Annotated in this window: 17 protein-coding genes; 5 read left to right on the forward strand and 12 right to left on the reverse strand. The window is 74.0% G+C overall.

Going from position 1 to position 21458, the window contains the following annotated elements:
• Positions 1-5: 5 nt before the first annotated feature.
• The 5 genes from RDV89_RS02155 to RDV89_RS02175 all read right to left on the reverse strand — a co-directional run bounded on the left by RDV89_RS02155 (position 6) and on the right by RDV89_RS02175 (position 8441).
• Positions 6-1727, reverse strand: coding sequence for a DEAD/DEAH box helicase (locus tag RDV89_RS02155; protein ID WP_315730899.1), 1722 nt, complete (start codon positions 1725-1727; stop codon positions 6-8).
• A gap of 99 nt (positions 1728-1826) precedes the next feature.
• Positions 1827-2606, reverse strand: a complete 780-nt coding sequence (locus RDV89_RS02160; protein ID WP_315730901.1) for a DUF2127 domain-containing protein — start codon at positions 2604-2606, stop codon at positions 1827-1829.
• A 53-nt stretch (positions 2607-2659) separates the two neighbouring features.
• Positions 2660-3973 carry a M1 family metallopeptidase gene (locus tag RDV89_RS02165; RefSeq protein ID WP_315730903.1) on the reverse strand — a complete coding sequence of 438 codons (1314 nt, stop codon included), beginning with the start codon at positions 3971-3973 and terminating at the stop codon, positions 2660-2662.
• The gene (locus tag RDV89_RS02170; protein WP_315730905.1) at positions 3970-7884 is read right to left on the reverse strand and encodes a Pls/PosA family non-ribosomal peptide synthetase; all 3915 of its coding nucleotides are present in this window, start codon (positions 7882-7884) and stop codon (positions 3970-3972) included. The genes RDV89_RS02165 and RDV89_RS02170 overlap by 4 nt, the downstream gene beginning before the upstream one ends.
• A 95-nt stretch (positions 7885-7979) precedes the next feature.
• Positions 7980-8441 carry an Lrp/AsnC family transcriptional regulator gene (locus RDV89_RS02175; protein WP_315730907.1) on the reverse strand — a complete coding sequence of 154 codons (462 nt, stop codon included), beginning with the start codon at positions 8439-8441 and terminating at the stop codon, positions 7980-7982.
• A 92-nt stretch (positions 8442-8533) separates the two neighbouring features.
• Between RDV89_RS02175 and RDV89_RS02180 the strand changes: the two genes are divergently transcribed.
• Both RDV89_RS02180 and RDV89_RS02185 read left to right on the forward strand, forming a co-directional pair.
• Entirely contained in the window at positions 8534-9007 is a 474-nt protein-coding gene (locus tag RDV89_RS02180; protein WP_315730908.1) for a DUF2000 domain-containing protein, read from the forward strand.
• A gap of 244 nt (positions 9008-9251) precedes the next feature.
• Positions 9252-9641, forward strand: a complete 390-nt coding sequence (locus tag RDV89_RS02185) for a hypothetical protein (RefSeq protein ID WP_315730910.1) — start codon at positions 9252-9254, stop codon at positions 9639-9641.
• 24 nt (positions 9642-9665) lie between these two features.
• Here RDV89_RS02185 and RDV89_RS02190 read toward each other — a convergent pair whose 3' ends face one another.
• The 3 genes from RDV89_RS02190 to RDV89_RS02200 all read right to left on the reverse strand — a co-directional run bounded on the left by RDV89_RS02190 (position 9666) and on the right by RDV89_RS02200 (position 12486).
• Positions 9666-11288 carry a long-chain-fatty-acid--CoA ligase gene (locus RDV89_RS02190; protein WP_315730912.1) on the reverse strand — a complete coding sequence of 541 codons (1623 nt, stop codon included), beginning with the start codon at positions 11286-11288 and terminating at the stop codon, positions 9666-9668.
• 114 nt (positions 11289-11402) lie between these two features.
• Positions 11403-11816, reverse strand: a complete 414-nt coding sequence (ndk, locus tag RDV89_RS02195; protein ID WP_315730914.1) for a nucleoside-diphosphate kinase — start codon at positions 11814-11816, stop codon at positions 11403-11405.
• Between the two features lie 10 nt (positions 11817-11826).
• Positions 11827-12486 (reverse strand): pyridoxamine 5'-phosphate oxidase family protein, encoded by a 660-nt coding sequence (locus RDV89_RS02200; protein ID WP_315730915.1) that lies wholly within the window; start codon positions 12484-12486, stop codon positions 11827-11829.
• A gap of 81 nt (positions 12487-12567) precedes the next feature.
• Between RDV89_RS02200 and RDV89_RS02205 the strand changes: the two genes are divergently transcribed.
• Complete coding sequence (locus RDV89_RS02205; RefSeq protein WP_315730917.1) at positions 12568-13887, forward strand: aminotransferase-like domain-containing protein; 1320 nt, start codon at positions 12568-12570, stop codon at positions 13885-13887.
• An 18-nt stretch (positions 13888-13905) separates the two neighbouring features.
• Here RDV89_RS02205 and RDV89_RS02210 read toward each other — a convergent pair whose 3' ends face one another.
• The 3 genes from RDV89_RS02210 to wrbA all read right to left on the reverse strand — a co-directional run bounded on the left by RDV89_RS02210 (position 13906) and on the right by wrbA (position 16459).
• Positions 13906-14376, reverse strand: coding sequence for a DUF4233 domain-containing protein (locus tag RDV89_RS02210; RefSeq protein ID WP_315730919.1), 471 nt, complete (start codon positions 14374-14376; stop codon positions 13906-13908).
• Positions 14373-15743, reverse strand: coding sequence for a bifunctional folylpolyglutamate synthase/dihydrofolate synthase (locus tag RDV89_RS02215; protein WP_315730921.1), 1371 nt, complete (start codon positions 15741-15743; stop codon positions 14373-14375). Before RDV89_RS02215 ends, RDV89_RS02210 begins: the two co-directional genes overlap by 4 nt.
• Before the next feature lie 89 nt (positions 15744-15832).
• Entirely contained in the window at positions 15833-16459 is a 627-nt protein-coding gene (wrbA, locus tag RDV89_RS02220; protein ID WP_315730922.1) for an NAD(P)H:quinone oxidoreductase, read from the reverse strand.
• A gap of 137 nt (positions 16460-16596) precedes the next feature.
• Here wrbA and valS point away from each other — a divergent pair, with 137 nt between their 5' ends.
• Both valS and RDV89_RS02230 read left to right on the forward strand, forming a co-directional pair.
• Positions 16597-19242 carry a valine--tRNA ligase gene (gene valS / locus RDV89_RS02225; RefSeq protein ID WP_315730924.1) on the forward strand — a complete coding sequence of 882 codons (2646 nt, stop codon included), beginning with the start codon at positions 16597-16599 and terminating at the stop codon, positions 19240-19242.
• Between the two features lie 99 nt (positions 19243-19341).
• Complete coding sequence (locus tag RDV89_RS02230) at positions 19342-20145, forward strand: GIDE domain-containing protein (RefSeq protein ID WP_315730926.1); 804 nt, start codon at positions 19342-19344, stop codon at positions 20143-20145.
• 7 nt (positions 20146-20152) lie between these two features.
• On the opposite strand, the gene clpX is transcribed toward RDV89_RS02230, so the two are convergent.
• Positions 20153-21436, reverse strand: coding sequence for an ATP-dependent Clp protease ATP-binding subunit ClpX (clpX, locus tag RDV89_RS02235; RefSeq protein ID WP_315730928.1), 1284 nt, complete (start codon positions 21434-21436; stop codon positions 20153-20155).
• Between the last annotated feature and the right edge of the window lie 22 nt (positions 21437-21458).

Consider the following 21458-nt stretch of genomic DNA (forward strand, 5'->3'; position numbering starts at 1 on the left):
GCCCCTCAGTCGCGGCGCTTGTGCCGCGGCTTGCGCTCCTTGACGTCACGCTCGCGCGACGGCGCGCCCCCGTCCAGCTGCAGCTCGATCAGCTGGCCCGAGATCCGCGTGCGCTCCAGCGCCTTCCACGTCTCCGCCGGCAGGTCGGCCGGCAGCTCGACGAGCGAGTGGTCGGGTCGGATGTCGATGTGCCCGAAGTCGCGGCGCGACAGCTTCCCCTCGTTGGCGATCGCGCCGACGATCTGGCGGGGCTCGACCTTGTGGCGCTTGCCCACCGCGATGCGGTAGGTCGCCGACGGCTGGTCGGACTCGCGGCGCGGACGCCGCTCCCCCCGCTCGCCGCGCCCGGGACGCTCGCCCCGTCCGCCGCGGTCGCCCCGGTCACCTCGGTCGCCCCGCTCGGGACGCTCGGTGCGCTGCGGCGGGCCGGGCTCGAGCAGCAGCGGCTCGTCGCCCTGCAGCACCACGGCCAGCGCCGCCGCCACGTCGACCTCGGGCACGTCGTGCTCCTTGAGGTAGTGGCGCACCACCTCGCGGAAGAAGTCGACCTTCGGCGACGTCAGCGCCGTCGTGATCTGGTCGTCGAAGCGGGTCAGCCGGGTCTGGTTGACGTCGTCGACGCTCGGCAGCGCCATGTGCGTCAGCGGCTGGCGGGTGGCCTTCTCGATGTGGCGCAGCAGGTACTTCTCCCGTGGCGTCACGAACGAGATGGCGTCGCCCGAGCGCCCGGCGCGGCCGGTGCGGCCGATCCGGTGCACGTAGGACTCGGTGTCCGTGGGGATGTCGTAGTTGACGACGTGGCTGATCCGCTCGACGTCGAGGCCGCGGGCGGCGACGTCGGTGGCGACGAGGATGTCCAGCTTGCCGGTCTTGAGCTGGTTGACCGTGCGCTCGCGCTGCACCTGGGCGACGTCGCCGTTGATGGCGGCGGCCGCGAACCCGCGGGCGCGCAGCTTCTCGGCCAGCGTCTCCGTCTCCTGCTTGGTGCGGACGAAGACGATCATCCCCTCGAAGTTCTCGACCTCGAGGATGCGCGTGAGGGCGTCGACCTTCTGCGGGTAGCTGCAGATCAGGTAGCGCTGCGTGATGTTCGCGGCGGTGGCCGTCTTGTTCTTGACCGTGATCTCGACGGGGTCGGAGAGGTACTTCTTCGACAGCCGGCGGATCTGGGTCGGCATGGTGGCGCTGAACAGCGCGACCTGCTTCTCGTCGGGCGTCTCGGCGAGGATCGTCTCGACGTCCTCGGCGAAGCCCATCTTGAGCATCTCGTCGGCCTCGTCGAGCACCAGGAAGCGCAGCTCGGAGAGGTCGAGGGTGCCCTTGTCGAGGTGGTCCATGATCCGGCCGGGGGTGCCCACCACGACGTGGACGCCGCGGCGCAGGGCGGAGAGCTGCACGCCGTACCCCTGGCCGCCGTAGACGGGGAGCACGCTGACGCGGCTGCCGCTCGCGTACTTCTCGAAGGCCTCGCACACCTGCAGGGCCAGCTCGCGCGTCGGCGCGAGCACGAGGGCCTGGGGCGTCTTCTGCTTGAGGTCCAGCCGGTCGAGCACCGGCAGCGCGAACGCGGCCGTCTTGCCCGTGCCGGTCTGGGCCAGGCCGACCACGTCGTGGCCGGCGAGCAGCGGCGGGATGGTCTGCTCCTGGATGGCGGACGGGCGCTCGTAGCCGACGCCCTTCAACGCCTTCAGGACGGCCTCACCGAGGCCGAGGTCGGCGAACGTCACGGGGTCTGGTTCTGTCTGATCCTGCTGACTCACCCGACCACGGTAGTCGCAGGAGGCCCGATCCGACGCTTCGCGACGTCCCCGATCTGCGGGGACGGCTCAGTACGCGCTCTCGCTCGCGGCCTGCTCGACCTCCAGCAGGGAGGTCTGGCGCCGGTCCTCGCGCCACGCGCGGTAGCCGCCGCGCACCCCGAACAGGCGCTTGGTCCACACCAGGTACGCCACCAGGAACAGGTTGACGACGAACGTCGCGAGCAGCAGCAGGCTGACGTGGTCGAGCAGCCCGGCCACCTCGAACGGCACGAAGAACGCGGTGGCCACGGCCGCGACGTACTCCCCCCACCGCCGCATCCGCCACAGGCCGACGCCCTCGACGAGCAGCAGCAGGCCGTACGCCGCGACGCCCACCGTGATCCACACCAGGCGCTCGTGGCTGACCTCGAACAGCTCCAGCACCAGTCGGGCGACGCCGCGCTCCGGGTCGATCCCCAGCTCGTCGACGAGCGAGCGGAAGCTGGGCAGGTCGGTCTCGAAGTAGTCGCGCACCGCGTCGCGGCGCGGGTCGAAGTAGACGAGCACGCCGGCCAGCGCCAGCAGCAGGCCGCCGCGCACGAACCGGTCGAGCGCCAGCAGGCGCAGGACCCACGCGTCGCGCAACAGCCGCCCGCGGAGCACGACCGGGGCGTGGTCGGCGGGGCCGCGGCCCCGCGGCGGGCCCGGCACGAAGGAGCCGCAGCGCAGGCACCGCCACGCCTCGCCGACGGGCGTGGTCACGCCGATCCGGGACGCGAGGGCGGGCTCGTCGGGGGCGTACGTGACGTGGCCGCGCCAGCCGCAGCTGCGCACCTCGCGGTCGCCCCGTGCCCACGCCCACCGCATCCGGCCACCCTACGGGCGGCCCCGCCGACGGCTCCCGAGGGCCCGCAGCGGCCTCAGAGGGCCGGCAGCTCCTCGTCGGCCAGCCAGGGCCGCAGCAGCCCGGAGACGTCCGCGCCCGTGCGGCGGTCGGCGTACGCGAGGAAGTCCTCCGTCGTCACCGACGCCCGCGCGTGGTCGGCGACCCAGCCGGTGAGCAGGTCGAAGAACGCCTCGTCGCCGACCTGTCCGCGCACGGCGTGCAGCGCGAGCGCGCCCCGCTTGTAGACCCGGTCGTCGAACATCAGCTCCGGGCCCGGGTCGGCGAGCACGAGGTCCTGGTCGAGCTCCGCGAGGCGCTCGTGGTGGTGGCGTGCCCAGGCGTCGGCGCTGCGTCCGCCGGACTCCTCCGACCACAGCCACTCGCTGTAGCAGGCGAAGCCCTCGTGCAGCCAGATGTCGCGCCAGCGGGCCAGGGTCACGATGTTGCCGAACCACTGGTGGGCGAGCTCGTGGGCGACCAGCCGCACCTGCTCCCAGTCCTGCGAGACGAAGTTCTTCCCGAAGGTCGACAGGCTCTGGCTCTCCAGCGGGATCTCGAGGTCGTCACCGGTGACGACCGCCGCGTAGGAGGTGAAGGGGTAGGGGCCGAACCAGCCCTCGAAGGCGCGCATCATGTCGGCCTGGCGGCCGAGTCCGGCCTCGTAGTCGGCGCTCGGGCGGCGGCCCGTGCCCTGCGGCACGGCGGAGACCAGCGGCACCGGCCCGTCGTGCTCGACGATGTCGTAGCGTCCGATCTGCACGGTCGCCAGGTAGGTCGCCATCGGCGCGTCCATGACGTAGGTCCACGACTCGCTCGAGCCGCGCCGGCGGCGCTGGTCGAGCAGCCCGTTGGACACGACGGTGTAGCCCACGTCGGTGGTCACGGTGATCCGGTAGGTGGCCTTGTCGTCGGGCCGGTCGTTGCAGGGGAGCCAGGTGGGCGCGCCGTGCGGCTGCCCGGCGACGATGACGCCGTCGGTCAGCTCCTCCCAGCCGGCGTCGCCGTGGTGCTTCTCGACCAGCGGCCGCGGGTGGCCGGCGTACTTCACCACCAGCTGCAGGACGGCGCCCTCGTGGGCCTCCTCCGCGAGCGTGACGACGAGGCGGTTGCGCCGCTGCGCGTGCTTGGCCGGGCGGCGCCCGTCGACGCTGACCTTCGAGACGTCGAGCCCCGCGAGGTCGAGCACCAGGCGGTCGGTGCGCTCGAGCACCTCGACCTCGACGCGGGCCTCGCCGTCGAGCCGGTTGCCCTCGAGCTTGTAGGCCAGGTCGAGGTCGTAGGAGCGGGCGGACCAGGTGCGGTCGCCGTGGCCCGGGAGGTAGTCGTCGGCGGTCGGCAGGCCCCTCACGCCGTCACCTCGGTGGCCGGCGCATCGGCCCAGGGGCCGATCGGGTTGCCGATCCAGGTCGTCTTGTCGGGGAGCGACTCACCACGCATGACCAGGGACACCGGGCCAACCGTAGCGTGGCGGCCCACCTCCGCCGCGGGGAGCACGACGCTGTTCGGACCGAGCGTCGCGCCCCGGCGCAGCCGCACCGTGTCGAGCGCCAGGACGCGGTCGTGGAACAGGTGCGTCTGCACCACGGTGCCGGCGTTGACGGTCGCGCCGTCGTCGAGGTGCACGAGGTCGGCCTCGGGCAGCCAGTGGGTGTCGCACCACACGCCGCGCCCGATGTGCGCGCCCATCGAGCGGAACCACACGTTGAGCAGGGGCGTGCCGGTCACGGTGCGCGCGAACCACGGCACCGCGAGCACCTCCACGAACGTGTCGGCCAGCTCGTTGCGCCACACGAACGAGCTCCACAGCGGGTGCGCGCCCGGCTCCATCCGCCCGACGAGCAGCCACTTGGCCGCGGTGGTCACCGCCGCGGCGAGCAGACCGGCCAGCGCCAGCAGCGGACCGACCGCGAGGGCGGCGAGCAGCAGGCCGTACGCCGGGGAGCCGACGCCCAGCAGCGCCACCAGGGCCACGACGACCACCGTCGCGAGCACCGCGTGCAGCAGCACCGGCACGAGGCGGCACAGCTCGACCAGCGCGCGGTACACGTGCAGCCGCCGCGGCGGGGCGTACGTGCGGGTCGACTCCCCCGCCTCGCTGGTGCGGCGCAGCGGCGCGGGCGGGCTGCCGAGCCACGAGTCGCCGGAGCGGGCCGCCTTGCGCTGCGGCGCGGCGGACAGCACGGCCACGAGGGAGGCCTTCGGCACCTTGCGGCCGGGCGCGGCCATCCCGGAGTTGCCGACGAACGCGCGCTTGCCGATCTTCACGCGCTCGGCGCGCAGCCAGCCGCCACCGAGCTCGTAGCCGCCGATGAGGGTGTCGTCGGCGAGGAACGCGTGGTCGTTGACCTGGGTCAGCGACGGGATCATCAGCACGGTCGAGGCCTCCACCCCGCGCCCGATCCGCGCGCCGAGCGCGCGCAGCCACCAGGGCGTCAGCGACGAGGAGTAGAGCCAGAACAGCCACGTGCGGGCCTCGTCGAGCACCCGCAGCGTCGTCCACACCGCGAGCCCGGCGCCGCTGCGCACCGGGTGCACGCCTGTGCGCACGCCGAGGGCGCACAGGCGCACGACCAGCCACACCGACGCGGCCAGCACGAGGAGCGCGACCAGCACCGCCAGCGGCAGACGCACCAGCAGGTGGCCGAGCAGGTCGCCGGCGCCGTCGACCGCGTCGAGACCCGGGAGCGCGACGAGCAGCCCGACCGCGACGGCCAGGGCGGGGAGCAGACCGACGACGGCGGCGGCCAGGGCGTACGCCGCGACCCACGCCCGCGAGCGCACAGGACGCTCCTGCCAGGGCCCTCGGGCCGCCTTGCGGCGGCGCCGGGCCGGCGAACCGGCCCAGAACTCGCCGTCGGGCACGACGCCGAAGACCGCCGAGCCGGGGCCGATCTCGGCGTCGGAGCCGACCACCGCGCCGGGGCACAGCGTGCTGCGTGCGCCGACCCGCGCCCGCGCGCCGACCTCGATCCGGCCCAGGTGCACGGCGTCGCCGTCGATCCAGTAGCCGGACAGGTCGACCTCCGGCTCGACCGAGGCGCCCCTGCCCAGCCGCAGCAGGCCGGTGACCGGCGGCAGCGCGTGGAGGTCCACGTCGCGGCCGACGCGGGCGCCGAGCAGCCGGGCGTACCAGGTCGCCAGCGGGGCGCCGGCCAGCGCCGTCGCGCCGATCTCGTCGGCCAGCCGGTCGGCCAGCCACAGCTTGAGGTGCACGCGGCCGCCGCGCGGGTAGGTGCCCGGGCCGATCCCGCGCAGCAGCAGCCGCGCCTGACCGGCCGCGAGCAGCATCCGCCCCGGCGGCGTCAGGAAGGCGACCCACAGGACGAGGGCCAGCCACCACGGCAGGTCGGGCGCCCAGGCGAGGCCGACGACGTCGTGCAGCACGACCGCTGCGACGACCGTCCAGGCCAGCCAGCGCAGGCCGCCGACCGCCCGCACGCCGAGGGTGCCGAGCACCTGCCCGCCCTGGCTCTTCGTGGGGATCGGGCGCACCGAGCGGTCGCTGGCGCTGACCTGGGGGGCGGCGAGCGAGTCGAGGTACGCCGCCAGCGCGCCGAGTCGCGGGTGCTCGTAGAGGTCGCCCACCGCGACCTCCGGGAAGCGCACCCGCAGCCGGGAGACCATCTGCGCGGCCGTGAGGCTGCCGCCGCCGAGGTCGAAGAAGTCGTCGCCGGCGCCGCTGACCTCGGCGCCCAGCACCTCGAGCCACAGGGCGGCGATCCAGCCCTCGGTGTCGGAGAGGTCGGCCGGTCCGCCGCCGGCCCCACCCGTCCCGCCGGCCCGGTCGCCGGCGTCGGCGCCCGGCAGCGGCCAGGGCAGGGCGTCGCGGTCGACCTTGCCCGAGGTGCGGGTCGGCAGGGTCTCGACGACCGCGAGCCGCGGCACGAGGGCGGCCGGCAGGGCCGTGCGCAGCCGCTCGAGCGCGGCGACGGGGTCGAAGTCGGGGTCGGTCGCCACGTAGCCGACGAGCAGCTGGTTGCCGGCCGCCGTGCTCCGCACCGCGGCCGCGGCGCCCTGCACGCCGGGCAGGGCGAGGAGGGCGGAGTCGACCTCGCCCAGCTCGATCCGGCGACCACCGAGCTTGACCTGGTCGTCCGCGCGGCCGGCGAACAGCAGCCCGGCGGGGTCGTTGACCACGACGTCGCCGGAGCGGTACGCCCGCTCCCAGCCCAGCGTGGGCATGGGGGCGTACTTCTCGGCGTCCTTGGCCGGGTCGAGGTAGCGCGCCAGCCCGACGCCGCCGATGATCAGCTCGCCCTGCTCCCCCTCGGCGACCGGGACGCCCATGGCCGGGTCGACCACCGCGAGGTCCCAGCCGTCCAGCGGCAGCCCGATCCGCACCGGCCCGTCGCCGGTCATGGCGGCGCCGCACGCGACGACCGTCGCCTCGGTCGGGCCGTAGGTGTTCCACACCTCGCGGCCCTCCCGCACGAGCCGGGCCGCCAGCTCGGCGGGCAGCGCCTCGCCGCCCATGATGAGCAGGCGCACGCGCTCCAGCGCCTCGGCCGGCCACAGCGCCACCAGGGTGGGCACGGTCGAGACCACCGTGATCCGGTTCGCGACCAGCCACGGGCCGACGTCGATGCCGGAGCGCACCAGCGCCCGCGGCGCGGGCACGAGGCACGCGCCGTAGCGCCACGCCAGCCAGATCTCCTCGCAGCTCGCGTCGAACGCGACGGACAGCCCCGCCATCACCCGGTCACCGACGCCCAGCGGGGCGTCCTGCAGGAACATCCGCGACTCGGCGTCGACGAACGCCGCCGCGTTGCGGTGCGTGACGGCGACGCCCTTCGGGGTGCCGGTCGAGCCGGACGTGAAGATCACCCAGGCGTCGTCACCGGTCCCCGGGTCCTCGCGCTCGCGCGGCGCGGCGACCCGACGCACGTCGAGCACCAGGTCGTCGCCGACCACGACCGCCACGTCGGCCTCGCCGAAGACCAGACGGGCCCGCTCCTCGGGGTCCTCGGCGTCGACGGGCACGTACGCCGCGCCCGCCAGCAGCACGCCGAGGATCGCGACGTAGAGGTCCGTGGTGCCCGAGGTGACGCGTACGCCGACCTTGTCGCCCGGGCCGACCCCGGCGCCCGCGAGCTCGGTCGCCAGCGCCTCCGCGGCCTCCTCGAGCTCGGCGTAGGTCAGCACCCCGTTGCCCGCGTCCACCGCCGGCTCGTCGCCCGCCTGCTCGACCGTCGCCCGGAAGACGTCGACGAGGGTGCGGGGGTCCGGAGCGAGGTGCGAGCGGAGGAGCGGGTCGGTCACCGGCGGATGATCACCTGTCCAGGTGAACGGACGGTGGCCCGGCACGCCGTCCGGGACGCGACGTGCACCACGCGGCGCGTCCGCCGACGGGGCGCTCACGGGTCGAGCCGCGGCGGCACCCGGCGGTGCTCGTAGATCACCGAGGTCTCGACGTCGGCGATCTCCGCGCGTGCCGTCAGCCGGTCGATGACGAAGGCGTACAACGCGTCGTTGTCGGCCACCGCCACGTGCACGATGAAGTCGCTGCGCCCCGAGGTCACGAACACCCCGACGGTCTCCGGCAGGTCCGAGACCCAGTCGCGGAAGCCCTCGATGCTGCTGCGCGAGGGCGGTCGGATGCGCACCGCGATCAACGCCTGCACGCCCCGGCCGAGCTGCGCCAGGTCGAGGTCGAGGCTCGTGCCGCGCACGACGCCGCGACGTCGCAGCGCGCGGGCACGGTCGTGCACCGTCGTCGCGGAGACCCCGACCTCGGCGGCGAGGTCGCGCAGGCTGCGGCGTGCATCCGTCTGCCAGGCCCGCAGGATGGCACGGTCGAGGTCGCCGATGTCCGGCATCTGTGCACTCTAGCCTGACGATGCACGGCATGGATGCGCTAGTGCTGGCGCTGTGCCTAGCGTTCGGGGCAGTTCACCGGACGAGGAGAGACATGACCACCACCGCCGCCGTCGGGTTCACCGACGACCAGATCGACCTGCGCCTGCCGACCCGCGACGTACCGCTCAAGTGGGTGGTCGTCGTCGACGCCGACCTGCCGGCGGGGCGCGCCGTCAACGCCGCCGTCTGCGTGGCCACCGCGACCCAGGCCCTCGTGCCCGGGCTGCGCGGCCCGGACGCCGTCGACGCCGACGGCTCGGTGCACCCCGGCCTGCCCTGGCTGGGCTGCAGCGTCCTGGGCGCCGGCACCGCCCGGCTCGCCACCCTGCGGGCCCGGGCCGCCGAGGACCCCTCGATCGTCGTCACCGACATGCCGACCCAGGCGCAGCACACCCGCGTGTACGCCGACTACCTCGACGCCGTCGCCGGCTGCCGGAGCAGCACCCTCGACTACTGCGCCGTCGGCGTCGTCGGCCCCCGCGCCGCCGTCGACCGACTGACGAAGGGGTTGCGCCTGCTGCCGTGAAAGGGACGGGCGGGCGGACGCTGCCGGCGCCCGGCGCACCGGGAAGAAAACGCGGACCGGACGCGAGAAAACGCGGACCGGCACGCACTCCGGAGGCGCCTTCGTCCGCGTTCTCTTCCCCCCGGTCCGCGTTTTCTTCGCCGGTCAGGGTCGGCTGGGTCGACAAGGGCCGGGCCCGGCCCGGGCCCGGCCCGGGGCAGGCGCCGGGCAGGCGCCGCGTCGCGCCGCCTGGCAGGATCCGGGCGTGACCACCGCGCTCAGTGTCCTGGCCGCAGCGATCGCCGTCCTCGCGGCGCTCCACCAGCTGGCCCTCGCGGCGGGCGTGCCGTGGGGGCGGGCGGCGTACGGCGGCCGGGTGGCGCTCGACGACGGCCGCCTGCCGGGCGGCTACCGGGCGGTCAGCGTCGCCAACGCCGTCGTCCTGGCCCTGGCGGCGTGGTTCCTGCTCGGCGCCGGCGACGTGGTCGCCGGTCCGCTGCCCGACGGAGCGACGACGCCCGTGCTGTGGTTCCTCGCGGTGATGTTCGCGTTCAACACGCTGGCGAACCTGGGCGCCCGCCACCCCGCCGAGAAGGCTCTCGGCGGGGCGACGGCGGTCGTGACGGTGTGCTGCGTGGTGCTCGCGCTCGCCTGAGCACCACGCAGCACCCGGCCGGCGTCAGATGACCGAGCCGCGGTCCTGCCAGTACGGCGCGCGCAGGTCGCGCTTGAGGATCTTGCCGGTGGGGTTGCGCGGCAGCGCGGGGAGCACGTCGACCGTGCGGGGCGCCTTGAAGTGCGCGATCCGCTCGCGGCAGAACGCCACGATCTCCTCGGCGGTGGCCTCGGTGTCCGGCTTGAGCGCGACGACGGCCTTGACCGACTCGCCCCAGCGCTCGTCCGGCACGCCGATGACGGCGCACTCGAGCACCGCCGGGTGCTCGGCGAGGACCCGCTCGACCTCGGGGCTGTAGACGTTCTCGCCGCCCGTGATGATCATGTCCTTGATCCGGTCGTGGACGTAGAGGAAGCCGCCGTCGTCGGTGCGACCGACGTCCCCGGTGCGGAACCAGCCGTCCTCGGTCAGCACCTTCGCGGTCTCCTCGGGCTTGTTCAGGTAGCCCTTCATCACCTGCGGGCCGCGCAGCCAGATCTCGCCGCTCTCGCCGGGCGCGACGTCCTCGCCGGTCGGGCCGACCACGCGTACCTCCATCTCGGGCAGGGGTACGCCCGCCGACACGAGGCGCTCGGGGTGCTCGGCGTCGCGGTGGTGGTCGGGCATGAGGTGGGTGGCGACGCCCGCGACCTCGGTCAGGCCGTAGACCTGGATGAAGTCGGTGCCGGGCCACGCCGCCATGGCCGCGCGCAGCAGCGGCGGGGGCATCGGCGCCGCGCCGTACGTGTAGCTGGTCAGCGCCCCGAACAGCTGGATGGCCTCGGGGCCGGACTGCAGCACCTGGGCGAGCACGGCGGGCACGAGGAAGGTCTTGTTGGCGCCGGCCAGGATCGCCCCGGCCAGCGAGGCGCCGTCCGGCTCGCGCGTCATGATCGACGGGATGCCGTCGTGGATGCCGAACAGGACGTAGGACGATCCGCCGACGTGGAACAGCGGCATCGCGACGAGCGAGACGTCGCCGGGTCCGAACTCCCACCCGTCGTGGGCGTTCAGCGTGTGGCTGACCATGTTGCGGTGGGTCAGCATGACCCCCTTGGGACGGCCGGTCGTGCCGGAGGAGTACATGACCAGGCACGTGTCCTCGACGTCGACGTCCTCGCTGCGCCCGCGCGGGGTCGCGGCGGCCAGCCACTGCTCGTACTCGTCCGGCTGCCCCGCCTCGTCCACGCCCTCGGGCGTGACGACCACGATGCGCTCGACGTGCGTGAGCCGATCGCGGATCGCCTCCACCGTCGGCAGCAGCTCCGCCCCGACGAGCAGGATCCGGGCGCCCGAGTCGTTGACGGCGTAGTCGACCTCGTCGCCCGCGCTGCGCCAGTTCACGATCGCGTTGGCGGCGCCCAGCGAACCGGCCGCCAGCGACAGCTCGACGCAGGCGGGGTGGTTCTTGTCGAGGAACGACACGACGTCGCCGCGCCCGATCCCGGCGTCCGCGAGCGCGCCCGCCAGGCGGCGCACCCGCTCGTCCCACTGCGCCCACGTCCAGGTGCGGGAGCGGTAGGTCATCGCCGGCGCGTCCGGCGTCTGCCGGGCCCACCAGGCGAGGCGGTCGTCGACGTACGTCGGCACGGGCGCCTCCGCCGCGTCCGTGCTGCTCGTGCTCTCGGGCGTGGAGATGGCGTTCACCGGCGTCCTCCCAGGTCCGGGGTCGCCTGGGCGCCGACCCGCGTCGCCCGCATTGTGACCGCGGTCACAACCTCGCGGCAAGGGTCGGCGCGACGCCGCGGCGCCGGCCCGGCATCAGCCGGCGAGGTGCGGGAACCAGAGCGCGATCTCGCGCTCGGCCGACTCGGGGCTGTCCGAGCCGTGCACCAGGTTCTCGCGGTTCGACAGCGACAGGTCCCCGCGGATCGTGCCGGGCGCCGCCTTGCGCCCGTCGGTGGCGCCGTTGAGGGCGCGCACGACCTCGATCGCCTCGTCGCCCTCGAGCACGGCGGCGAGCATCGGGCCGCTGGTCACGAAGGTGCGCAGCGGCGGGTAGAAGTCGCGCTCGACGTGCTCGGCGTAGTGGGCGTCGGCCTGCGCGGCGTCGATCGTGCGCAGCTCGAGCGCCACGAGCGCGAGGCCCTTGGCCTCGAAGCGGGACAGGATCTCGCCGACCAGGCCGCGTCGCACGGCGTCGGGCTTGAGGAGGACCAGGGTGCGCTGGGTCATGGCGCGAACCCTACTGACAGCGCCGCAGCACGTCGTCGGGCACCCGGTCGTGCGCGTCGGCGGCGTGCACCGGGGCGTCGAGCACGCGGCGGACCGGCACGTGCCCGGCCCACGCGCCGGCCGCGACGTCGGCCTCGTCGTCGACGGGCCCACCGGCGCGGGCCTTGAGCGACGCCTCGCGCAGCGGCACGGCCAGCACCGCGGTGGCCGCGAGCTCCTTGCGGCTCGCCGGGCGCAGCGTCGCGGCGCGGCCCGGCACCATCTGGTCGACGACCAGGTCGAGGGCGCGCGACCGCTCCTCCGGGTCGTCGACCGCGCGCAGCCGCCCGACGACCACCGCGCAGCGGTAGTTCATCGAGTGGTGGAACCCCGAGCGGGCGAGCACCAGTCCGTCCAGCTCGGTCAGGGTCACGCAGACCGTCGACCCGACCGCGGCCCGCAGCCACCCCGCGGCGACCGAGCCGTGCAGGTAGAGCGTGCCCTCGGCGTCCGGGCCGTCGAGGTCGACGCCGTACGCCATCGGCAGCACGAGCGGGTGGTCCCCGACGTCCACCCCGAGGTGGGCGACCAGGCCGTCGGCCAGCAGCGCGTGCAGCGCGGCGCGGTCGGTGACCACGCGCTCGCGGCCGCGGGTGACGGTGGTGCGCGGGGTGGGCGAGAGCGTCTCCATGACGACTATCCTCGCGACGGATTGGCCTGCCACCACGGGCCAATCCCGCCCCAGTCCCGCAGGCCACCCGCAGGAGCGCCGGTGCTCGCCCTCAGCCTCGACCGTCACGCCGACGACCCTCTCGGCACCCAGCTCGCCCGCCAGGTGCGCAGCCGGATCCTCGACGGCACCCTCGCCGACGGCCTGCGCCTGCCGAGCTCACGCGCCCTGGCGAGGGACCTGGGGGTCTCCCGCGCGGTCGTGGAGCAGGCGTACGCCCAGCTGGTCGCCGAGGGCTGGCTCGCGGGTCGGCGCGGCGCCGGCACCTTCGTCGCCGCCTCCGCCCACCTGCCCGACCGGCGCCGCGCGCCCGGCCCCGTCAGCCCGCCGGGGCGGCCGCTCGTGCGCCTCGACGCGGGCACGCCCTGGATCGACCCGCGCCAGGCCGACCTGTGGCGCCGCGCCTGGCGGGAGGTCGGCGCCGCCCGGCCACCGCGCGGCTACGACGACCCCCGCGGCCTGCCGGAGCTGCGGGCCGCGCTGGCCGACAGACTCGCCCGGGTGCGCGGCCTGGCGGTCGACGCCGACGACGTGCGGGTCGCCACCGGTTCCACCGACGGGCTGCGCCACGTGCTCGGCGCGCTCGGGCCCGGGCCCGTGCTGCTCGACGACCCGGGCTACCGCGCGGCCGCCGAGACCGTGCGCCGCACCGGCCGCGCCGTGCACGACCACCCCGCCGGCACGCCCGTGGGCGACCTGTCCGGCTGCGCGGCGGCGTACGTCACCCCCGCCCACCAGCACCCGCTCGGCCACGCCATGCCGGGCGCCGAGCGGGTCGCGCTGCTCGGCGCCGCCCGGGCCGCGGGCGCGCTCGTGGTCGAGGACGACTACGACTCCGAGTTCCGCTACGACGTCGCGCCCATCCCGGCGCTGACCAGCCTCGACCGCGACCACGCGGCGTACCTGGGCACCGCCAGCAAGTCCGTGGCCCCGAGCCTGCGGCTCGGCTGGTTCGTCGTCCCGGACGCGCTCGCGCCCGAGCTCGACCGCATCCGCGCCGTCACCCACGACACCGCGGCCTGGCCGGTGCAGCGGGCGTTCTGGGCGCTGCTGCGCGACGGCTACGTCGACCGCGTCGTGCGCGCGGCGCGGCGGGTGTACGCGGCGCGGGCCGAGCGCGTGGCCGCCGCCTTCGCACCGGTCGCGGACCTGCGGGGCACGGCGGGGATGTACGCCTGCGTGGAGCTGCCCGCGGACGTCACCGCCCGGGCCCACGCGGCGGCGCGGGCCGCCGGCTTCGACGTGCCGCTGCTGGCCGACCTGTGCCGCACGCACCTGCGCCACGGCCTGGTCGTCGGGTTCGGCGGCTGCACCGACGCGGAGCTCGACGCCGCGTTGGCCGCGCTCGCGTCCGCGTGGTGAGGGGCGGGCGAGCAGCCGTCAGGGCTGCGGGTGCTCGGCGTCGTACGCCGCCCACGCCTCGGCGCGCTGCCGCTCGATCGAGCGGCCCATCAGGTCGGCGGTCGCCCACAGCGCCGCGAACAGCGCGCCCGTGACGAACATGATCGGCACGAGCACGCCGAGCCCGATCGCCACGACCTGCAGGACCCACCCGGCCGTGTAGCCCGCCGGCCGGCGGAGCATGCCGGCGACCAGCACGCAGGCGACGGCGAGGCCGCCGCCGATCGCGTACGCCAGCCCGGTCGCGACGTCGGTGAACTGCGTGATCACGGGGGCGACGAGCACCATCACGATCGCCTGCAGCGTGAGCACCGCCGCGCACATGCCGCGCCGCGGCGCCTTCGTGCGCTCCGGGTCGTCGGGCGCGCCGGGCTCGATGACCCGCGGCTCGACCTGCTCCTCCGCCTGCCCGGCCTCCCCGGCCCGGTCCCGTCCTCGCCTGCGACTCATCGCGGTCCTCCCAGCAGCAGTCGGGCCTCCCCGACGGTGACGACGGAGCCGGTCACCAGCACGGCGCCGGAGCCGATGGAGACGCCGAGCGCCTCCCCCGCCTCGGCGAGCGCGGCGGCCTGGTCGATCGCCTCGGCCAGCGTCGGCGCCGTGGTCACGCGGTCGTCCCCGAAGACGGTGCGCGCCTGGGCCGCCAGCTCGGAGACCGTCAGCGAGCGCGGCGTCGAGTTGCGGGTCACGACGACGTGGGCGAGGTGCGGCTCGAAGGCGGCCAGCAGGCCCTCGACGTCCTTGTCGCCCATCACGGCGAGCACGCCGATCAGCGGCGAGAAGGTGAACGAGTCCTCGAGCGCCTGCCCCAGCGCCTCGGCGCCGGCCGGGTTGTGCGCCGCGTCGAGCACGATCGTGGGGCTGCGGCGCACGATCTCCAGGCGGCCCGGCGAGGTGACCTCGGCGAAGGCCGCGCGGACAATGTCGTCGTCGAGCTCGCGGCCGACGAGGGCCTCGGTCGCGGCCAGGGCGGTGGCGGCGTTCTGCGCCTGGTGGGCGCCGTAGAGCGGCAGGAAGATCTCGGGGTAGGTGGCGTGCAGGCCGCGCAGGGTGACGATCTGGCCGCCGACGGCCGGCGCGCGGGTGACGACGCCGAAGTCGACGCCCTCGGCGACGACGCTGGCCCCGACCTCGACGACCCGGCGCAGCAGCACCTCCGCGGCCTCGGGCTCCTGGGCGGCCAGGACGACCTGCGCGCCCGGCTTGATGATCCCCGCCTTCTCCTCGGCGATCGCGGCGGGCGAGGAGCCGAGGTACGCCGCGTGGTCGACCGCGATCGGGGTCACGACGGCGACGTCGCCGTCGGCGACGTTCGTGGCGTCCCAGGAGCCACCCATCCCGACCTCGACGACCGCCACGTCCACCGGCGCGTCGGCGAAGGCGGCGAACGCCATCCCGACGACGGTCTCGAAGAACGACAGCGGGTGCGGCTGGTCGGCGTCGACCAGGTGGGTGAAGGCGGCCACGTCGTTGAAGGCCCGCACGAAGGCCTCGTCGTCGAGCGGAGCGCCGTCGATGCTGATCCGCTCGCTCATCTTCTCGACGTGCGGGCTGGTGAACCGGCCCGTGCGGAGGTCGAGGGCGCGCAGCAGGGTGTCGACCATCCGCGAGGTGCTCGTCTTGCCGTTGGTGCCCGTCAGGTGCACCACGCGGTAGGAGCGCTGGGGGTCGCCGAGCAGCTCGGTGAAGGCCCGGATCCGGTCGAGCGAGGGCTCGAGGCGGGTCTCGGGCCAGCGGGACAGGAGTGCCTCCTCCGCCTCGGCGAAGGTGGCGGCGGGGCGGGCGGCAGGGGTCTCCGCGGCTTCGAAGTCGGTCATCGCGCCGCCGAGTCTAGGCCGTGCCGCCCCCGGCGCCCCGATCGTCGGGGCCCCGGGGGCGGTGGTCGCGAGCGTCGCTGCCGGGCCGCTCAGGCGTCGTCGCGGCTGGCGCCGTTGCCGCCGGCCTCGAGGCGGCGCGAGATCGCCAGGGCGCGGTTGACCAGGTGGTCGAGCGCGGCCAGGTCGTTCTCGTCCAGCTCGGTGCTCGCGCCGGTGACCTTCGCGGCGCCGTACGGGTTGCCGTCGTTGAACTTCAGCGGGTCGGTGTAGCCGGGAGCCACCACGATGCCGCCGAAGTGGTAGAAGCTCGTGTAGAGGCTGAGCAGCGTCGACTCCTGGCCGCCGTGGTGCGTCTGGCTGGCGGTGAAGCCCGCGTACACCTTGTCGGCGAGCTTGCCCTGGGCCCACAGCGGGCCGAGGGTGTCGATGTAGCCCTGCAGCTGGCTGGTCACGTGGCCGTAGCGGGTCGGCGAGCCGAAGAGCGCGACGTCGGCCCAGTCCAGGTCGTCGGGCGACGCGATCGGCTCGTCGATCACGTCGGCGCGGTGCTTCTGCCACGCGTCCTGGCTGTTCACCGCCTCGTCCGGAGCGGTCTCCGCGACGTGGCGCAGGCGCACCTCGACGTCGTCGTGCGCCTCGGCCGTGGCGGCGATGCGACGGGCCATCTCGTGGACGGTGCCGGTGGACGAGTAGTAGATGATCGCGAGCTTGGTCATGGAACCTCCGTCGGTGTCGGTCGGTGCCCACGACGGTAGCCACGCGACCCACACGCGCCCCATGGAGCGCGACACGCCGTGCGAGCAGGGCAGACGCGGCTTCGCGCAGGTGGAAACAGTTCCGTAGCATTCCGCCCATGACCGACACCCGGGCCGAGGGCCAGGCCAGCGAGCAGTCCGCGACGACGCCGGAACGACCGGCCGTCGTCGTACCGGACAAGCCCGCCCTCGAGGGCTTGGAGGCCAAGTGGTCGCAGGCGTGGAAGGAGCAGGACACCTACGCCTTCGACCGCACGCAGCCGCGCGAGAACGTCTACTCGATCGACACCCCGCCGCCGACCGTGTCGGGCTCGCTGCACGTCGGGCACGTCTTCTCCTACACCCACACCGACGTCGTGGCCCGCTTCCAGCGGATGCAGGGCAAGTCGGTGTTCTACCCGATGGGCTGGGACGACAACGGCCTGCCGACCGAGCGCCGCGTGCAGAACTACTTCGGCGTGCGCTGCGACCCGTCGCTGCCCTACGACCCCGAGTTCACCCCGCCGGAGAAGCCGGACCCGAAGAAGCAGGTCTCGGTGAGCCGCCCGAACTTCATCGAGCTGTGCGCGCAGCTGGTGGAGGAGGACGAGAAGGTCTTCGAGTCGCTGTGGCGCACCCTCGGCCTCTCGGTCGACTGGTCGCACCAGTACACGACCATCGGCAAGGACGCGCAGGCCGTCAGCCAGCGCGCGTTCCTGCGCAACCTCGCGCGCGGGGAGGCGTACCTGCAGGAGGCGCCGACCCTGTGGGACGTGACGTTCCAAACCGCGGTGGCGCAGGCCGAGCTGGAGGCGCGGGAGTACCCCGGCGCCTACCACCGCGTCGCCTACCGCCGCCCGTCGGTCGACGGGCAGCCGGGCGAGGCCGTCTACGTCGAGACCACGCGTCCCGAGCTGATCGTCAGCGCCGTCGCGCTGATCGCCCACCCGGACGACGAGCGCTACCAGCACCTGTTCGGCACCACGGTGCTCTCGCCCGTGTTCGGCGTCGAGATCCCCGTCCTCCCCCACCCGGCCGCCGAGCCGGACAAGGGCGCGGGCATCGCGATGTGCTGCACGTTCGGTGACCTGACCGACGTGCAGTGGTGGCGCGAGCTGCAGCTGCCGGTGCGCACCGTGATCGGTCGCGACGGCCGCTTCACGCGCGAGACCCCCGCCTGGGTGACCGGCGAGGCCGCCCAGGGTGCGTACGCCGACCTGGCCGGCAAGACCGTGCACTCAGCCCGCGAGGCCACCGTCGAGAAGCTCCGCGCCAGCGGCGACCTCGAGGGCGACCCGAAGGCCACGCAGCGGATGGCGAACTTCTACGAGAAGGGCGACAAGCCACTCGAGATCGTCGCCACCCGGCAGTGGTACATCCGCAACGGTGGCCGCGACGCCGGGCTGCGCAAGGAGTTCCTGACGCGCGCCGAGGAGATCACCTGGGTGCCGGCGCACATGAAGCACCGCTACGACAACTGGGTCGGCGGCCTCAACGGCGACTGGCTGATCTCGCGGCAGCGCTTCTTCGGCATCCCGTTCCCCGTCTGGTACGCCCTCGACGCCGACGGCGAGCCGGACTACGAGCGGCCCATCGTCGCGCCCGAGTCGGCGCTGCCCGTCGACCCCTCGACCGACGCCCCCGAGGGCTTCGACGAGGCCCAGCGCGGCCAGCCCGGCGGCTTCGTCGGCGACCCCGACGTCATGGACACGTGGGCGACCTCCTCCCTCACGCCGCAGATCGCCGGCGGCTGGGAGAGCGACCCCGACCTGTTCTCGCGGGTCTTCCCGATGGACCTGTGCACGCAGGGCCACGACATCATCCGCACCTGGCTGTTCAGCCGCGTGGTGCGCGCGCACTTCGAGAACGGCACGGCGCCGTGGCACCACGCCATGCTGTCGGGCTGGATCCTCGACCCGGACCGTAAGAAGATGTCGAAGTCGAAGGGCAACGTGGTCGTCCCGACCGACATCCTCGACAAGTACGGCGCCGACGCCGTGCGCTGGCGCGCGGCGATGACCCGCCCCGGCCTCGACTCGCCGTTCGACGAGACCCAGATGAAGGTCGGGCGCCGCCTGGCGATGAAGGTCCTCAACGCCTCGAAGTTCGTCATCGGCAGCGTGGGCGCCACCGAGCTGAACCGCTTCGAGGTCTCCGAGCCCGTCGACTGCGCGATGCTCGGGCTCCTGCGCGAGACGCTCGCCAAGGCCACCGACGCGTTCGCGACCTATGACTACACGACCGCGCTCGAGGCCGTCGAGAAGACGTTCTGGGAGTTCTGCGACGACTACCTCGAGCTGGTCAAGGAGCGCGCCTACGGCGACGGCCCCGGCGCCGCCTCCGCAAAGGCGACGCTGGCGATCGCACTGCACGTGCAGCTGCGCCTGCTCGCGCCGTTCCTGCCCTACGTGACCGAGGAGGTCTGGTCGTGGTGGCAGGAGGGCTCGATCCACCACGCCGCCTGGCCGGTCGAGGCCGACCTCGGCTCCGCCGCCGCGGCCTCCCCCGCCACGCTGCGGGCGGTCGCGAAGGCCCTCGCCGGCGTGCGGGGCGTCAAGTCGCAGGCCAAGGTCAAGATGCGTACGCAGGTCGCCCGCGCCGAGGTGACCGGCCCGGAGTCCGAGGTGCTCGCCGCCGAGGCCGCGGCCGCCGACCTGCGGGCCGCGGGCTCGATCGTCGGCGACCTGGTCTTCGTGGCCGGGGACGGCGGCGACCTGGCCGTGACGGCCGACCTGGTCCAGGAGGAGACGCCCACGGAGGGCTGACCCCTCCCCGGTGCGGCGTTTGACGCACCCCCCACGCAGGGCAGGACGAGCGGCGGCCGCACCAGCGGCCGCCGCTCGTCTCGTCCCTGGGGGGGTCCGATGTCCTGGTTCTTCGTCGCCGCGCTCTTCGCCGTCGCCTTCGGCGCGTACTCGCTCTACAACGCGCACCGCGCGAAGGGCGAGGTCGCCGACCTGCTCGCCGTGCAGGCGAGCACCACCGACGTCGTGGCCCAGATGCACGCCGCGGCGCTCGCGGCGGCCGGCCCGGGGGCCTACCGCGAGCGCGTCGAGCTCGAGGGCGTCGTCGAGGTGGGGCCGCAGGGCCCGCTGACCTCCGAGGTCTCCGGCACCACCTGCGTGTGGCACCAGCACAAGGTCACCCGCCACTACGAGGACGTCCGCCGCGACAAGGACGGCAACCGCCGCACCACGAAGCGCACGGAGAAGGTCGTCGACAACCGCACCCGCGAGCCCTTCGTGCTGCGCGACGCGGCGGGCACCATCACCGTCGTGCCGGTCGACGGCGTCAAGCACGCGCACAAGAGCGCCAGCGAGTTCCGCGACCGTCAGAGCGCCGACCGGGGCACCGACATCCGGCTCGGGTCCTTCTCGATGTCGCTGCCGTCCGGCAACCGCGGCGGCGGCACGCTGGGCCACGAGTACGAGGAGTGGGTGCTGACCCCGGGCACGTCCGTGTTCGTCTCCGGCGAGGCCGTGTGCCGCAACGGGCAGCTGGAGCTGCGCGCGCCCGAGGGCGGTCGGCTGCTCGTCTCGACCCGCTCGGAGGCGGAGCTGCTCGACAAGAGCCGCTCGGACCACCGGCGCAACCAGCTGCTCGGTCTCGGTTGCCTCGCGCTCGGCGTCGTGCTGGCGGTCGTCGGCCTGGTGGACCTGCTCGTCTGAGCAGGCGTCAGGCGGACTTCTTCTTCTTGGTCTCCGCCTCGCGCAGCACGAGGGTCGGCGGCGCCTCGCCGGCCACGGCCTCGGCGGTCACCACGACGGTGGCGACGTCGCCGCGGGAGGGCACGTCGTACATCGAGTGCAGGAGCGTCTCCTCGATGATGGCGCGCAGACCACGAGCACCCGTGCCCCGCTCGAGCGCCTTCTCGGCGATCGCGGCGACGGCCTCCTCGGTGAACTCGAGCTCGACCTCGTCCAGCTCGAACAGCCGCTGGTACTGCTTCACCAGGGCGTTCTTCGGCTCCGTGAGGATCTGGACCAGCGCGTCGTTGTCGAGCTTGTTGACGCTGGCGATCAGCGGCAGCCGGCCGATGAACTCGGGGATCAGACCGAACTTCGTCAGGTCCTCCGGGCGCACCTGGGCCAGCAGGTCCTCCGCCTCGCGCTCCGCCTCGCCGCGCACCTCGGCGGTGAAGCCGAGCGTCTTCTTGCCGACCCGCTGCTCGATGATGTGCTCGAGCCCGGCGAACGCCCCGCCGACCACGAACAGCACGTTCGTGGTGTCGATCTGGATGAACTCCTGGTGCGGGTGCTTGCGGCCGCCCTGCGGCGGCACCGAGGCCGTCGTGCCCTCGAGGATCTTCAGCAGCGCCTGCTGCACGCCCTCGCCGGACACGTCGCGCGTGATCGACGGGTTCTCCGCCTTGCGGGCGACCTTGTCGATCTCGTCGATGTAGATGATGCCGGTCTCGGCCTTCTTGACGTCGTAGTCGGCGGCCTGGATCAGCTTCAGGAGGATGTTCTCGACGTCCTCGCCGACGTAGCCGGCCTCCGTGAGCGCGGTCGCGTCCGCGATGGCGAAGGGGACGTTGAGCATCCGCGCCAGGGTCTGCGCCAGGTACGTCTTGCCGCAGCCGGTCGGGCCGATCACGAGGATGTTGGACTTCGCGACCTCGACCTGCTCGTCCTTGCTGTGCCGGCCGGCCACCGTGGCGGCACCCGACTGGACGCGCTTGTAGTGGTTGTAGACGGCGACCGCCAGCGACTTCTTCGCCTGCTCCTGGCCGATCACGTAGGAGTTGAGGAACTCGAAGATCTCCTTGGGCTTGGGCAGCTCCTCGAGCCCGCCCTCGACGCCCTCACCGAGCTCTTCCTCGATGATCTCGTTGCACAGCTCGATGCACTCGGTGCAGATGTAGACGCCGGGTCCGGCGATCAGCTTCTGCACCTGCTTCTGGCTCTTGCCGCAGAAGGAGCACTTGAGCAGGTCCCCTCCGTCGCCGATGCGTGCCACGGGTGATCATCCTCCGGTCGTG

This window comes from Nocardioides imazamoxiresistens (assembly GCF_032378595.1).
Classification (GTDB): domain Bacteria; phylum Actinomycetota; class Actinomycetes; order Propionibacteriales; family Nocardioidaceae; genus Nocardioides; species Nocardioides imazamoxiresistens.

Excerpts from the sequence above, each read along its gene's own strand:
- RDV89_RS02175 (WP_315730907.1), bottom strand. The coding sequence starts at position 8,441 with ATGCCGGACATCGGCGACCTCGACCGTGCCATCCTGCGGGCCTGGCAG.
- valS (WP_315730924.1), top strand. The coding sequence starts at position 16,597 with ATGACCGACACCCGGGCCGAGGGCCAGGCCAGCGAGCAGTCCGCGACG.
- RDV89_RS02230 (WP_315730926.1), top strand. The coding sequence starts at position 19,342 with ATGTCCTGGTTCTTCGTCGCCGCGCTCTTCGCCGTCGCCTTCGGCGCG.
- wrbA (WP_315730922.1), bottom strand. The coding sequence starts at position 16,459 with ATGACCAAGCTCGCGATCATCTACTACTCGTCCACCGGCACCGTCCAC.
- ndk (WP_315730914.1), bottom strand. The coding sequence starts at position 11,816 with ATGACCCAGCGCACCCTGGTCCTCCTCAAGCCCGACGCCGTGCGACGC.
- RDV89_RS02180 (WP_315730908.1), top strand. The coding sequence starts at position 8,534 with ATGACCACCACCGCCGCCGTCGGGTTCACCGACGACCAGATCGACCTG.
- RDV89_RS02210 (WP_315730919.1), bottom strand. The coding sequence starts at position 14,376 with ATGAGTCGCAGGCGAGGACGGGACCGGGCCGGGGAGGCCGGGCAGGCG.
- RDV89_RS02200 (WP_315730915.1), bottom strand. The coding sequence starts at position 12,486 with ATGGAGACGCTCTCGCCCACCCCGCGCACCACCGTCACCCGCGGCCGC.
- RDV89_RS02160 (WP_315730901.1), bottom strand. The coding sequence starts at position 2,606 with ATGCGGTGGGCGTGGGCACGGGGCGACCGCGAGGTGCGCAGCTGCGGC.
- RDV89_RS02215 (WP_315730921.1), bottom strand. The coding sequence starts at position 15,743 with ATGACCGACTTCGAAGCCGCGGAGACCCCTGCCGCCCGCCCCGCCGCC.